This is a genomic window from Pseudomonas sp. YL2, from assembly GCF_023063025.1.
Classification (GTDB): domain Bacteria; phylum Pseudomonadota; class Gammaproteobacteria; order Pseudomonadales; family Pseudomonadaceae; genus Aquipseudomonas; species Aquipseudomonas putida_A.
Window position 1 is genome coordinate 199,465 of the sequence record NZ_JAJSLU010000008.1, and the last position, 14,869, is coordinate 214,333.

11 protein-coding genes are annotated in these 14,869 nt (G+C 61.7%); all 11 read right to left on the reverse strand.

The genetic code is table 11. The features are described from left to right. Positions 1–101: 101 nt before the first annotated feature. Complete coding sequence (locus LVD08_RS14290) at positions 102–1,676, reverse strand: efflux transporter outer membrane subunit (RefSeq protein ID WP_247268460.1); 1,575 nt, start codon at positions 1,674–1,676, stop codon at positions 102–104. After that, a complete protein-coding gene (locus LVD08_RS14295) occupies positions 1,673–2,740 on the reverse strand; it encodes an HlyD family secretion protein (protein WP_247268461.1) in 1,068 nt (355 codons plus the stop codon). The genes LVD08_RS14290 and LVD08_RS14295 overlap by 4 nt, the downstream gene beginning before the upstream one ends. Positions 2,741–2,766: 26 nt before the next feature. Next, the gene (locus tag LVD08_RS14300) at positions 2,767–4,305 is read right to left on the reverse strand and encodes an MFS transporter (protein WP_247268462.1); all 1,539 of its coding nucleotides are present in this window, start codon (positions 4,303–4,305) and stop codon (positions 2,767–2,769) included. A 214-nt stretch (positions 4,306–4,519) separates the two neighbouring features. Beyond that, positions 4,520–5,437 (reverse strand): LysR family transcriptional regulator, encoded by a 918-nt coding sequence (locus LVD08_RS14305; RefSeq protein WP_041070933.1) that lies wholly within the window; start codon positions 5,435–5,437, stop codon positions 4,520–4,522. 176 nt (positions 5,438–5,613) lie between these two features. Beyond that, positions 5,614–6,480 carry an ABC transporter permease gene (locus tag LVD08_RS14310; protein ID WP_123585717.1) on the reverse strand — a complete coding sequence of 289 codons (867 nt, stop codon included), beginning with the start codon at positions 6,478–6,480 and terminating at the stop codon, positions 5,614–5,616. Between the two features lie 20 nt (positions 6,481–6,500). Further along, positions 6,501–7,361, reverse strand: coding sequence for an ABC transporter ATP-binding protein (locus tag LVD08_RS14315; RefSeq protein ID WP_027611118.1), 861 nt, complete (start codon positions 7,359–7,361; stop codon positions 6,501–6,503). Positions 7,362–7,366: 5 nt separating this feature from the next. Next, entirely contained in the window at positions 7,367–8,392 is a 1,026-nt protein-coding gene (locus tag LVD08_RS14320) for an ABC transporter substrate-binding protein (protein ID WP_123585718.1), read from the reverse strand. An 18-nt stretch (positions 8,393–8,410) separates the two neighbouring features. Next, positions 8,411–9,307 carry a TauD/TfdA dioxygenase family protein gene (locus LVD08_RS14325; RefSeq protein WP_247268463.1) on the reverse strand — a complete coding sequence of 299 codons (897 nt, stop codon included), beginning with the start codon at positions 9,305–9,307 and terminating at the stop codon, positions 8,411–8,413. A 371-nt stretch (positions 9,308–9,678) separates the two neighbouring features. Beyond that, a complete protein-coding gene (locus LVD08_RS14330) occupies positions 9,679–11,046 on the reverse strand; it encodes an HlyD family type I secretion periplasmic adaptor subunit (RefSeq protein WP_027611115.1) in 1,368 nt (455 codons plus the stop codon). Continuing rightward, entirely contained in the window at positions 11,036–13,192 is a 2,157-nt protein-coding gene (locus LVD08_RS14335; protein WP_027611114.1) for a type I secretion system permease/ATPase, read from the reverse strand. The genes LVD08_RS14330 and LVD08_RS14335 overlap by 11 nt, the downstream gene beginning before the upstream one ends. Before the next feature lie 42 nt (positions 13,193–13,234). Next, positions 13,235–14,587 (reverse strand): TolC family outer membrane protein, encoded by a 1,353-nt coding sequence (locus tag LVD08_RS14340; RefSeq protein ID WP_007961502.1) that lies wholly within the window; start codon positions 14,585–14,587, stop codon positions 13,235–13,237. Positions 14,588–14,869 lie beyond the last annotated feature (282 nt).

The following is a 14,869-nucleotide window of genomic DNA, read 5'->3' on the forward strand; positions in this document are numbered from 1 at the left end:
TAGGTCAGCCACAGGAGAGCCGTCGATGGCGGTGTGCGCTTTCACGACATCCGGCACCCCGGCCAATCCCAAACAGCCCTCGGCATTTCCAGTTCAGGCCATCAGCGTTGCGCCATCTCCCCCGCCGGATACACCGACTCCCAGCCCCCGCCCAACGCCCGGTACAACCCGACCATTGCCAGCGAAACGCCGGTCGAGCTTTCCACCCACTGCTCCTGAGTCGCCAGCAACGCGCCTTGAACGGTGAGCACATTGACGAAATCGACCACGCCTTCGACGTACTGCTGCTGTGCGGTGCGCAGGGCGATCTGGTTCTGCCGCACGGCTTCGGCGAGGCTGTCGCGGCGACGCTGACTGGCGTTGTAGGCCGTCAACTGGTCGTCGATTTCATGCCAGGCGCGCAGCACGGTCTGCTGGTAGGCGATGGCCGCTTCCTGTTGCTGGGCTTCGCGCAGTTGCAGCATGCCGCGCAGGCGTCCGCCGTCGAACAGCGGCAGGCTCAATTGCGGGCCGATGCCGAACGCGCGCGAGCCCCAGGAGCCGAAATCGCTCAGTTGCATCGCTTGCGAGCCGAGGTTGCCGGACAGGGTGATGCGCGGATAAAAATCGCCCTTGGCCACGCCGATGTTGGCGGTGGCGGCATGCAGGCGCGCCTCGGCCTGCCGGATGTCCGGCCGGCGTTCGGCCAGCTGCGACGGCAGGCCGATGGCGACTTGCAGCGGTGACTGCGGCACCGCGCCGTCTGTGGATAACTCCTTGGCCAGGGCCTGCGGCGGTTCGCCCATCAGCAGGCTTATCGCGTTGATCAATTGCGACTGACGCTGCTCAAGGGCCGGCAGGCGCGATTCGATGGCGGAAACCTGCGCGGCAGCTTCGGCGACGTCCAGATCGGTCGCCACACCGTCATTGAGGCGTAGTTGCGACAGCTTGAGGCTGTGCCGGGCGACGTCGAGGTTCTGCTCGGTGACCACGCGGGTGTTCTGCACGCCGCGCAGCTGGATGTAGTTCTGCGCAGTGTCGGCCAGCACTGCCAGCAGCACAACGCGTCGGTCGTTTTCGGCGACTTCGAGGTTGGCATCGGCGGCTTCGGTTTCGCGGCGCACGCGGCCCCAGAAATCCAGTTCCCAAGAGGCGGAGAAACCGGCATCCCAAAGGTTGAAAGCGGAATCGCCGTTGTGTCCGGACGGGTCATTCAGGCCTTCGCCACTGTTGCGTTTACGCGCGTAGCTGCCGGTAGCGGCGGTGTTCGGGTAGCGATCCGCGGTGATCACCTGGCGCGCGGCACGGCTTTGTTGCAAGCGACTGCTGGCCAGTTGCAGATCGAGGTTGCTCTTGATCGCCCGCTGGGTGAGGGCCGAGAGCTGCGGGTCGTGGAAAACCTCCCACCAGCGTTCGTTCAGCGGTTCGCTGACGGCTTGGCTGGGGGCTGATTTGGCGGGTTTGGCCCAGTCGGCGATCTGTGTGGCTTCGGGCTTGTGGAAGTCGGGGCCGACGGTGCAGGCGCTGAGGCCAAGAGCGAGCAAGGCACCGAGTGCGAGTTGCTGCCACTGGCCTCTTCGCGAGCAAGCCCGCTCCCACGGGTGATTGGCAGGTTGCTGGAGATCTTTGTTCCAAACGGAGATCCCTGTGGGAGCGGGCTTGCTCGCGAAGGCGTCAGTTCTATCAACGCTGTTCATCGCTGAGTCACCTCGCGCTCCGCCGCCGAACGGCGAGTGTCGATACTCGCCTCCACCGACATGCCCACACGCAATCGCTCGGCCAACGGCTGACCCGGCTCAAGCACGATTTTCACCGGAATCCGCTGCACAACCTTGGTGAAGTTACCCGTGGCGTTGTCCGGTTTCACCGCGGCGAATGTCACGCCAGTCGCCGGAGCGATGCTTTCGACGCGACCGCTCAAGGCCTCGCCACCAAGGCTGTCGACGCGCACCTGCACGTGCTGGCCCGGCTGCACGTCCGTCAGTTGGGTTTCCTGAAAGTTGGCGACCACATACGCCTGCCGCAACGGCACCACCGCCAGCAGCTTGCTGCCCGGCGTGACATAAGCGCCGACACGCACCGCGCGCTCGCCGACCATGCCGTCCTGCGGCGCGGTGATCCGGGTGTAGGACAACTCGAAACTGGCGATTTCCAGCGCCGCTTGCGCATGCTTCAGATTGCCTTCGGCGGCATCGCGCTGCGCGGTGAGAATCTCGACCTGCTTGCGTTCAGCCGCGAGCTTCGCGCTGGCGGTATCGAGCCGAGCGGTTGCCTGATCAATACGCGTGCGGGCCTGTTGCGCGTTCTGCACCGTGCCGGCACCAACGCCGGCGAGGTGGTTGTAGCGATTGAGTTCCTGCTGGGCGAAGGCCATTTCTGCCTTGGCCGAGACCACCGAGGCCTGCGCCTGAGCAATCACCGACGTCTGCCGCTCCAGCGTCGCCTTGGCGTTTTGCAGCTGAGCGCGGGCGACCAGGGTTTGCGCATCGGCCGCTTCAGCGGCGGCGCGCAAATCGCGATCATCGATCAACGCCAGCAGTTGCCCGGCCTTGACCTGCTGGTTGTCTTCCACCAGCACTTCCTTGATGAACCCCGCCACGCGCGGCACCACCAGGGTGAAGTCGGCGGAAACGAACGCGTCGTTGGTATTTTGCTGGGTACGCTTGCCGAACAGTCCCGGCACCGCCAGGTACAGCAACACGCCAACGGCCAGTGCGGCCGCCACGGCCACCGCGAGTTTTTGCTTTGCTTGAGTCGTCATAAAAACCTTCGGTATCAGTGAAGCAATCAGGTCGGCGCACGGGGCGGAAAGATCCGCGTCGGCAGCCAGAAAATCAGCAGGATCAGCGCCACCGCGACGCCGGCCATGCACACATAGAGATCAGAAGAAGTCAGCACCACAGCCTGTTCGTGCAGGCGATGGGCAAGGCCCGGGTCGCTGCGATCGGCCAGCGGTGAGTTGCCGAGGTTGTCGATCAACATGGTCGAGTGGAAATGCAGGCGCGCGGTGGTCAGCGCCTCAATGACTCCGGTGGCGATCACCGCCGCCAGGCCTTTCACCGTGTTGAACCACGCGGAGGCGAACGGCCCGTCCTGCGGCTGGATGCTGCCGGTCGACAACATCAACAGCGGCAACACCGACATCGGCTGACCGAAAATCTGCAGCCATTGCAGGACGTAGAAATTGTCGCGGATCCACTCCGAGGTCAGCAGCGAGCCACCCAGACAGGACAGGGTCAACATGCTCAACCCGATGCCGAGCACCCAGCGGCAATCGACCCAGCGCAGGTTGCACAGCGCCGCCACCAACGGCAGCGCGATCAGTTGCGGCAACGCGGCGATCAGCATGATCGGCGCGGTCTGCACCGGACGATAACCCTGGACCTGCGCCAGATAGCTCGACGGAATCAGCACCACCGCCTGCAACACCACCAGCACCCCGGCCAGGGTCATCAGGGCGAACGCCAGGTTGCGGATGCCGAGCATCTGCAACTTGAAAAACGGAATCGGCTGCGACCATTCATTGATCAGAAACGCCACCAGCAGCAGCGAGCCGGCACCAAGCAACGCGCAGATCAGGTTCGATTCGAACCAGTCCAGTCGATTGCCCTGGAGCAAGCCGATCACCAGCATGCAGATCGCCGGAAAACCCAGCAGCAGGCCTTTCCAGTTGAAGGTCTTGAGGCGCTCCAGGCGCAGCGGATCCTGCGGAATCCCCCAAGCGACCATCGCCATGGCGATCAGGCACGGCACGATGATTTGCCAGAACGTCCATTGCCAGCCGACGTACTCGCTCCACAACCCGGCCAGCGGCGTGCCGAGACCGGGGCCGAAAGTCGCGGTCAGCGCATAACCGGCCAAGCCGTAGAGTTTGAAATTGGCCGGTAGAAAACGCAGGGCGACCGTCATCAGCATCGGCGGCAACGCGCCGCCGGCCAGGCCTTGCAGGGTGCGCATCAGCAGCAGGCTTTCGTAATTCGGGGCGAATGGGCACAGCACGCCGAGCAGCGTGAACAGGCTGATTGCGCAGAGGGTGAAACGGCGCAGCGAAAAGGTCACCGAGCACCACGGCGCGAACGCCATCGCCGCCACCGAGGTCGCGGCGTAACAGGACACCAGCCAGGTGCCTTCGTCATAACCGATGTTCAGCGCGCCCCGAATATCGGCCAGCGCGACTTTGGTCACCATCTCGTTGAGGCCCGAGACCAGCACCGCCAGCAGCACGCCGACCAGGCCTGTGATGATCCGCGCCCCGAACACCGGTGGCGCAGCCGCCGTCGCCGGACTGGCCGCAGCAATGGGCGCCGGAACCGACAGGGATGTCATGGATACACACTCCGGAAGGAAAAATACCGGAGCATTTTAGTAAGGCTTACTGCTGACGAAAATTGACTTATTGGCAGGTTATAAGTGCGCTCAGCGCAGCAATGAATATCCAATGTGGGAGCGGGCTTGCTCGCGAAAGCGGTGGGTCATTCACACTATGCATTGCCTGACACGACGCCTTCGGGAGCAAGCCCCCTCCCACATTGATTCGGTGTCAGGGTTGCGCGGCCAGCCAGGTTTCGTCGCAACACGCCTTGAGCGTTTCGCGCAGCCAGCGGTGCGCCGGGTCTTTGTCGAAGCGCGGGTGCCAGGCCTGAGTCAGCATCAGCGTCGGCAACGGGATCGGCAGGTTGAACGAGCGCAGCTTCAGGCCCAATCGGCGCACGCTGAGCAACGCTTCCTTGGGCACCGGCAGGATCAGGTCGGAATCGGGCAAGGCAAACATCGCCGCGTGGAAGCTTGGCGCAATCACCGCCACCCGCCGCTCCAGACCCAAGGCGTTCAACGCGGTGTCAATGGGGCCGCGAGCAATGCCACGGCGCGACATGCTGATATGCGAGTAGCCGGCGTAGCGCTCGGCGGTGATCTCGCCGTCGAGCAGTGGATGATCCTCACGCACCAGACCGACGAAATGCGTGGAGAACAGGTTCTGCACTTTGACTTCCGGGGTCACCGGACGGGTGTTGCTGACACTCAGATCGATCCGTCCTTCACGCAGCGCTTCATCGTCGCCATCGCCCTCGGGGACGAAGCGCAATTCGCAGTGCGGCGCTTGCTGGTCGAGGGTATCGAACAGCTTGCCGCCATACACGCCAATGAAAAAGTCGTTGGCGCGGATGCTGAAGCGCCGGCGCAGGGTGCCCAGATCCACGCTGTCGGCGGAGCGAAACAGCAGCGCCGCTTGCTCGACGACATCGCGCACCTGCTCGCGCAATTCGAGGGCTTTGGGGGTTGGCACCAGGCCGCGACCGGCGCGTACCAGGATCGGATCGCCGATCGCCTCGCGGATCCGCGTCAGAGTGCGGCTCATGGCGGCGGGGCTGAGGTTCATCCGCCGCGCGGCGCCGACCACACTGCCCTCGTCGAGCAGGGCATCGAGGGCGACCAGAAGATTCATGTCCGGGAGTTGCATGCTGAGCACTCGTGGCTGATCTGGATTGATCCGAGCGCAATGCTAGCAAACATCCTTCAAATTTGGCGGCGGCTGAAAGGACGCCTTCGCGAGCAAGCCCGCTCCCACAGGGGAACGCATTCCAAAATGTGGGAGCGGGCTTGCTCGCGAAGGCGCCGGTCCTGCCAACACAAATCTCAGCGCTGCATGCCCCAACGCTTCACCGTCACCCGCTCCAGCGTATCGAACACCAGATTCTCCACCAACAACCCGATCAGGATCACCACCGCCAACCCGGCAAACACCTTGTCGGTGTACAGCTCGTTGCGATTCTGGAAGATGTACCAGCCCAACCCGCCCTTGCCGCTGGTGGCGCCGAACACCAGTTCGGCGGCGATCAGCGTGCGCCAGGCAAACGCCCAGCCAATTTTCAGACCGGCGAGGATCGACGGCAGCGCTGCCGGGATCAGGATGAACAGCACAAAACGCATGCCCTTCAGCCCATAGTTGCGCCCGGCCATGCGCAGGGTTTCCGAGACCCCGAGAAAACCGGCGTAGGTGTTCAACGCCAGCGCCCACAGCACTGAATGCACCAGCACGAAAATCAGGCTGTTCTGCCCCAGCCCGAACCAGAGCAACGCCAGTGGCAGCAAGGCAATCGCTGGCAGCGGGTTGAACATCGAGGTCAGGGTACTCAGCAGATCGCGACCAAACTGCGTCGACACCGCCAGCGTGGTCAGGGCGAATGCCAGCACGATGCCGATCAGGTAACCCTTGATCAGCACCACCAGCGATATCCACACCTTGCCCAGCAACTCACCACTGAGCAGGCCGTCGTACAGCGCGTGACTGGTCTGCAGAAAACCTGGCAGCAGCAGGTCGTTATTCTGCACCCGGGCGATCACTTCCCAGAGGATCGCCAGCAGAATCAGGATCACACTCTTACGCAACCAGCCCTGTTGCCACAGGCGTTGGCCCAGCGGCAGTTCGCGCTCGAGCGGCACGCTGGTCAGTGGTTCAAGGACGGTTTCAAACTCTTGTCGTACAGACGATGGCTGGCTCATCGGGCAATCCTCCAGAACGCTCAATAAGCGATACGAATGTCGTTGAAGTCATGGTCACGCTCGGTTTCCGGCGACTGGCCCTCATCGAACAGCAAACGGTGAATGCGCCGCGCCGATTCCTGAAACGCCACGCCGCCGAGGCTTTGCAGATCGTATTGATGGCTGTGCACTTCAGCGCGCACCCGCCCCGGATGTGGCGACAGCAGCAGGATGCGATTGCCGACCACCAGCGCTTCTTCGATCGAGTGCGTAACGAACAGCAAGGTGAAGCGCACCTCTTCCCAGAGCAGCAGCAATTCTTCCTGCATCTTGCGCCGGGTCAGCGCATCCAGCGCGGCGAACGGCTCGTCCATCAGAAGGATTTTCGGCTGCATCGCCAACGCCCGGGCAATCGCCACCCGCGCCTTCATGCCGCCGGACAAGGTGTGGGGATAGGCGTCGGCGAATGCCGCCAGTCCGACTTTTTCCAGATAGTGCAGTGCACGTTCTTCGGCGTCTTTTTTGTTCAAGGTTCGCGAGGCCAGCAGCGGAAACATCACGTTCTGTTTCACGGTTTTCCACGGCGGCAGTTGATCGAATTCCTGGAACACCACGATCCGGTCCGGACCGGGTCCATCGACCCGCTGACCTTGCAGGCGAATTTCGCCTTCGCTCGGCGCAATGAAACCGGCGGCCGCTTTGAGCAAGGTGGATTTGCCGCAGCCGGACGGGCCGAGCAGCACAAAGCGGTCTGCCGGATCAATTTCGAAACTGACCTGATGGGTAGCTCGCACCACCCGCTGCGGGGTGCGGTATTCGAGGCTGACGTTATCCACCGCCAGCAGCGCTTGCGTACTGGCGACCGGGTTGCTGGCCGCGTGGCCTTGCAAAGGGGCATTCATCTCGATCAGCTCCCCTGCAGCGGTTTGGCGTCCTGGAAGAAGTAGTCCTTCCACGATTCCGGTTTGTTCTTGATCGCACCGACGCGGTAGAGGAATTCGGCCAGTGGATAGGTATTTTTCGGCGTGACGCTGAATTCGAATTGCGGGTTGTCGATGATTTTCAGCAGCTCGGCGCGGTCGATCTTGGCCTTGGTCACGCGGATGTAAGTGTCCGCCGCCGCGCCCTTATCGTTCTGGGCAAATTGCGCGGCTTCGGTCAGTGCTTCGACGAAGGCTTTGTAGGTTTTCGGGTTGTCGTTGCGGAATTTCTCGGTGGCGAACAGCACCGTCGGCGAGTTCGGGCCGAGGATGTCGTAGGAGTTGAGCACCACGTGCACGTTCGGGTTCTGCAGCGCCTGATCCTGGAACGGTGGGTTGGAGAAGTGCCCTGTCAACTCGGTGCCGCCGGCGATCAACGCCGCGGTCGCATCCGGGTGCGGAACGGCGATGGTGTACTTGTCGAGGCGATTGAATTCCTTGTCACCCCACTGCTTGGCCGCCGCGTATTGCAGGAAGCGCGACTGCACCGATACGCCAACCGCCGGCACCGCAATGCGGTCCTTCTCGGTGAAATCGGCAATGGTTTTGACCTTGGGATTGTTGCTGACCAGGTAGTACGGGAAGTTGCCGAGCGAGGCCACAGCTTTGACGTTCTGTTTGCCGTGGGTGCGATCCCAGATGGTCAGCAGCGGGCCGACCCCGGCGCCGGCAATGTCGATGGAACCGGACAGCAGCGCATCGTTGACCGCCGCGCCGCCCGAGAGCTGCGTCCAGTCGACTTTGATGTCGAGACCTTCCTGCTTGCCGTACTTCTCGATCAGGCCCTGATCGCGCACCACGTTGAGCAATAAATAGACAATCCCGAACTGTTCGGCGATGCGGATTTCACCTTCGGCGTGGGCCACGGTTGGCGCCACCAGGCTGCCGGCAAGCAGGCTGAAACCCAGGCCGATGGCCGCCGCCAGCGGTGCGAATGGAAGACGTTTGGACATGATCGAATCTCCGGCAAATCAGAAAGGCGCGTCGCCCTGGATGGTCGTGCGATACAGCTTGCGGCGCAGGTGCGCTGGGCAGCCGGCGGCGAGATGGATCAGCGAACGGTTGTCCCAGAACACCATGTCGTGGGGCTGCCACTGATGGCGGTAGATGTTCTGCGGCAGCACGCTGTGGGCGTAGAGCTCGGCGAGCAGTTGTTTGCTCTCATCCTCCGGCAGGCCGACGATACGGGTGGTGAAGCCTTCGCTGACGAACAACGCCTTGCGGCCGTTTTCCGGATGGGTACGGACGATCGGGTGTACCACTTCGGCGACCTGCGCCAGTTGTTCCGGGGTCAGGGTCGGGCGCCAGTTGCCTTCGAATTTGGTCTCGCTGTAACGCGCAGTGTAGGAATGTGCGGCCGAGCGCCCCTCCACGGATTTGCGCAACGCTTGCGGCAGGCTGTCCCAGGCTTTGTGCATGTCGGCAAACAAGGTGTCGCCGCCCTCGGACGGCAACTCCTGGGCATGCAGCATCGAGCCGAGACTCGGCAGCTCTTTATAGGAAAGGTCGGAGTGCCAGAACTTGCCGGCATCGCCGAGGCCGATGTTCTGGCCGTTCTCGACGATGTTGGAAACGATGAGGATTTCCGGGTGATTGGCCAGCAGAAACTGCTTGAGCACGTGAATCTGCAACACGCCGAAACGACGACTGAAATCGATCTGCTGCTGCGGGGTAATGCGCTGGTCGCGGAACACCACCACGTGGTGATCCAGGTGCGCACGATGAATGCGCGCGAAGTCCTGATCGTTGACCGGCCGGGTCAGGTCCAGGCCGATGATCTCGGCACCGACGGCACCGCTGAACGGACGAATTTCAAAGGTTTGCGGCGCGGCAGTCGCGGCGCTTGGGGTGGCAGTAGCTGCGGACATCTTTCAATCTCCCACGCACGGGCGCGCTCACAGGCGCGCACGTCGATCAGACACTCACGCTGGATTGCGTGTCGGTTCAGGTCGTGCGGCGCGCCGATTGGTCGGCAGGTACGCAGGTGGATGACTTTAAAGCTATAAGAACTGGAAATTAAATACCGTTAATGAATAACGATATGGCAGATGGTGAGGAATGGACTGGATGGTGAGTGACGGTTTGTGTCACTTCTAGGCGTAATGTGGCAACTTCACTGGCGCCTTCGCTGGCAAGCCAGCTCCCACAGTTTCCGATGTCGAGCACACAATCGTGTTCCAACCGAAAACTCTGTGGGAGCTGGCTTGCCAGCGATGAGGCGGTAATGACCACTAGAGAATTAACGCTCGTGCAACGCCTCGGCCCGCGCCCGGATGATCGGCTTGAGCAGATAACTCAACACCGACTTCTTGCCAGTGATGATATCCACCGACGCAACCATCCCCGGAATGATCAGCAGCGGCTTTTCATCAGTGCCCAGGTGGCTGCGCTCGGTGCGCACCTTGATGATGTAGTAGGTGGTTTTCTTGTCTTCGTCGGTGATGGTGTCGGCACCGATCTGCTCCAGTTTGGCTTTCAGCCCGCCATAAATGGTGTAGTCGTACGCGGTGAATTTGACGATCGCTTCCTGCCCCGGATGCAGGAACGCAATGTCCTGCGGACGGATCTTGGCTTCGACCAGCAAGGTGTCATCCAGCGGCACGATTTCCACCATGTCGCTGCCCGGCTGAATAACACCGCCGATGGTGTTGACCAGCAACTTGTTGACGATGCCGCGTACCGGCGAGGTGACCAGCGTCCGGCTGACCCGGTCTTCCAGGGCCTTGCCGGTGGCCTGGGCCTTGTTCAGGTCGGTGCGGGCTTCGTTGAGCTGAGTCAGCGCTTCGCTGCGGAATTTGCCGCGCGTCTCGTCGATCTTGCGCTGGACTTCCTTGATGGCCGATTCGGCGCGCGGGATCGCTAGCGTGGTGGCGTCGAGCTGACCACGGGTTTCGACTTCGGCACGCTTGAGCCGCAGCACTTCAACAGGTGACACCGCGCCCTGCGCCACCAGCGGCTCGGACATGTTGATTTCCTGACGTTGCAGGCCCAGTTGCTGGCGGTATTGCGCCTGTTTGGAGCTGAACTCGCGCAGCTCTTGCTGACGCTGGATCAACTGCTCCTGCAAACCACCGATCTCGTCGTGCAGTTGCTGACGCCGGCTGATGTACAACGATTCTTCGCTTTTCGCCTGACCCGGCACGGCTTTGAGCACGTCTTCCGGGAAATTCAGCGGACGGTCATCGACCTCGGCGCTCAGACGCTCGACGCGCAGCAGCATAGACAGCCGATCAGCCTCGGTTTCGCCGACGTTGGAAGCAAATCGCGTGTCGTCCAGACGAATCAGCGGTGCGCCGGCCTCGACGATCTGACCTTCCTTGACGAACATTTCCGAGACAATCCCGCCCTCAAGGTTCTGGATTTTCTGGATCTTCGACGACGGAATCGCCTTGCCGTCGCCCTTGGTCACTTCGTCGATCACGGCGAAGTTGGCCCACAGCAGCAGGAACAGGAAGAAGCCGATGATTGCCCAGATGGTCAGGCGCACGACGCGCGGGGCGTCCTCGATCAGCGCCTTATTGACCTCCGGCAGCGGCTGGCCCTGCAGCGAGGCAGAACCCTTGAAGTAGCGACGGATCGACTCTTTGACACCCGACTTAAGCAACACTGATCTGCCCCTTCTTCAACGCTTCCATCACGGCGGCTTTCGGGCCATCGGCGAGAATCTGTCCACGGTCGACCACCAGCAGGCGGTCGACCAGCGACAGCAGCGAGGCCCGGTGCGTCACCAGCACCACGGTCTTGTTTTCAACGACGGCGGCCAGACGCTGCTTGAGGCGTTCTTCGCCGGTGTTGTCCATGGCGCTGGTCGGTTCGTCGAGCAGCAGGATCGGCGGGTTGAGCAGCAGCGCCCGCGCCAGAGCAACGTTCTGCCGTTGGCCACCGGACAGGTTCTGCCCACGCTCGCCGACTTGCAGCTCATAACCCTGCGGGTGCAGGCGGGCGAATTCGTGCACGCCGGCCAGTTCGGCGGCTTGCAGTACCAGCTCGTCTTCTACATAGCGCGCGCCGGAGACCAGATTGTCACGCAGGGTGCCGGCCAGCAGCTGGATGTCTTGCGGCACGTAGCCGATGTTGTAGCGCAGCTCGCTGACGTCGATCTGGCGGATGTCCACGCCGTCCACCAGCAATGCGCCGTCGTCCGGCTGATACAGGCCCACCAGCAGTTTCGCCAGTGAGCTTTTGCCCGAACCGCTGCGACCGATGATGCCGATCTTCTCGCCGGGACGAATCACCAGGTTGATGTTCTTCAGCGCCGGGTTCTGTTGCTCCGGGTAGGTGAAGTTCAACTGACGGCACTCGATCGCGCCCTGCAACACCTTGCGGCTCAGCGGACGTTCTTCGAAATTGCGCTCCTGCGGCAGCTCCATCATCTGGTCGACGGAAGTCATGGTTACCCGTGCCTGCTGGTAGCGGGTCAACAGACCGGACAGCGACGCCAGCGGGCTGAGCGCACGGCCACTGAGCATGTAGCAGGCAATCAGACCGCCCATGCTCAGGTTGCCGGCGATGATCTGGTACACGCCGAAGACGATCATGATCACCCCGGCCAGTTGCTGGATCAGCAGGGTGATATTCATCGCCAGACCGGAGAGCATTTTCACCCGCAGTTCGAGGCGGCTGAGGGTGCCGATGGTCTGCTCCCACTGATACTGGCGTTCGCTTTCGGCGTTGTTGACCTTGACCGCGTCGAGGCCGGCGAGGGTTTCGATCAGGCTCGACTGACGCTCGGCGCCCAGCGCCATAGTGCGTTCCATGGTCGCGACCAGCGGCTTCTGCAACGCGTAGCCGATCAATAGCGCAATCGGGAACGCCAGCACCGGAATCCACACCAGATGCCCGCCGAGAATCGCGATGACGATGAAGATCAGGATGGTGAACGGCAGGTCGATCAGGCTGGTCAGGGTCAGCGAGGCGAGGAAGTCGCGCAGGCTCTGAAACTCATGGATGTTCTGCGCGAAGCTGCCGACCCGCGCCGGGCGGTACTTCATGGCCATGCCGACGATCCGCTCGAACAGCGTCGCGGAGATGATCAGGTCGGTTTTCTTGCCGGCCAGATCCAGGCACAGGCTGCGCAGGCTTTTGAGGATCAGGTCGAAAATGTAGGCACCGGTGATGCCCAGCGCCAGCACCCACAGGGTCGCTTCGGCCTGGTTCGGCACCACGCGGTCGTAGACGTTCATCACGAACAGCGGTGCGGCCATGGCGATGATGTTGATCAGGAAACTCGCGGCGATCGCATCGGCATACAGCCAGCGCGAGCGCTTGAGGGTGTCGCGGAACCACGAGCGCGCACGCGGGATCAGCGTGCCGTGGTTGACGTCGAATTTGTGCTGCGGCTGGGCGAAGAACACTTTGCCGGTGTAGTCGTCAGCCAGCAGTTCGCGGCTGACCACCGATTCGCCGCCGTCGCTTTCGCTGAGCAGCACCCGGGCTTCGTTGTCACCTTGCCAGCCGAGCAGGACGGCGCTGCGGCCATCCTTGAGCAGCAACAGCGCCGGCATGGCAATCGCCGGAATCTCTTCCAGCTTGCGTTGCAGCACCCGACCCTGCAGCCCGGCGCGAGCCGCTGCGCGGGGCAGCAACTCGACACTCAGGCGCTGCTTGGGCAACGGCAGGCCAGTGGTCAGCATCGCGGCACTGGCCGGCTTCTGGTGCAACATGCATAGAGCGAGCAGACCATCCAGTAACGGATCGTCGTGCATCGCGCGCGGATCATGAATGAGTTGAACTCGACTGACTTCTGATTCCACGCTCGGCACTCTTGGCTAACAATTGAACAATGAAGGTTCTGCTCAATTCATACCGGGCAGTTGGACCTTCGGCTTCACATCGTTCTGCACGACGGATGCCAATGGTGCGACCACTCCCTGGCTCTTGAGCAACTCGCCCATGGTCGCCTTGATTCGATACTGAGTAAATAACTGAATGTTCTTGATCTCGGCCAGACGGCGCGAAGCGGTGAACAACTCGTTTTCGCTGTCGAGCAAATCGAGCAGGGTGCGCTCGCCGAGGCTGAACTGACGCTGGTAGGCGGTACGCACGGCGGTGCTGTGATCAACGTACTGCTGAGCGATCGGCACCTGCGCATTGGCGTTGTTCAGGGCGTTCCAGGCCAGGCCCAGTTCTTCGTTCAACTGACGCAGGGCGTTGTTGCGGATGTCCAGCGCCTGGTTCGACAGGTACGACTTGGATTCAAGGTCAGCCTTGTTGCTGCCGCCCGAATACAGATTGAAGCGCATGCGCAGCATGGCCTGCCACTCGTTGTTGTGGCCGTTCTGACCGTCGAGATCGTTGTCGGCAGTGCGACCCAGCTCGGCGTCGAAACGTGGGTAGAACGTCGACTTGGCGGTTTCGTACTGCTTCTCGGCAGCGGCGATATCGGACTCGGCCGAGCGCAGGATCGGGCTGTTTTCCAGCATCTGCGTACGGGCTTCATTGAGGTTGGCTGGCATCATCGCCATGAACGGCGCCGGGCGCTCCAACTGGTCAGGCATCTGGCCGACGGCACTGAGGAAGTTGGTCTCGGAGTCGGCGAGGTTGGTCTGTTCGGTGATCAGGTTGTTGCGGGCCTGAGCCATCCGCGCTTCAGCCTGATCAAGGTCAGCGCCGCTACCAACGCCGCGCTGGGTGCGTAGCTGGATCTGATCGTAAATGCGTTGGTGGCTCTTGAGGTTCTCTTCGGCCAGACGCACGAATTCGCGGCGGGTCAGCACGTCCAGGTAAACCTGGGCGACGGTCAGCGCGGTGCGCTCGGAAGTGCCGAGCAGCGAGTAGGCGCGGGAGTTGACGGTGGCTTGTTGACGCCCGACTTCGCTGGACGTGGCAAAACCGTCAAAAACCATTTGCGAGAGACGTAAACTTGACTCGCTGCGGTTCAAAGTTTCCCAGTGGTTGCCGCCACCGTTGGCGCGCGTGGTCACGCTGTCAGTGCCCTCACGGCCATAACCGCCCAGCAGATCGACCTTGGGCAGGTATCCCCCTTTGGCTGCCTTTAACTGATAATCCGCGGCCAAACGACTGTTGACCCCCGCCTGGATTTCCGGATGGACATCCAGTGCCTGTTGCATGGCTTCTGGTAAGGATTGTGCTTGGACAAAAGAGGCGGCGAGGGCGAACGGTAGAGCCTTGAACAAGTGCAAACGCATGGTAAAGATTTCCCAGGACTTCTTGTCTTGAATCACAGCAAAACGTGCTGCTGCGTCGGATGATTGGCGACCGGAATGACCGTATGTCGGAAAGTTCAAAATAGGAACTGGATCACACGCTGAGGGACAGGTCGCCGCGGAAATATCAATGTGACATTAGTGGGGCGATTGTTTAGGATGGCACCCAGAAGGTCAATAGTTTGGCATAAAGTTAATAGCGAAAGAATCTAGCCAAATTATTGACGAAGAACAGCGTCAATCTTGATTCGCAAATTTTTAAAG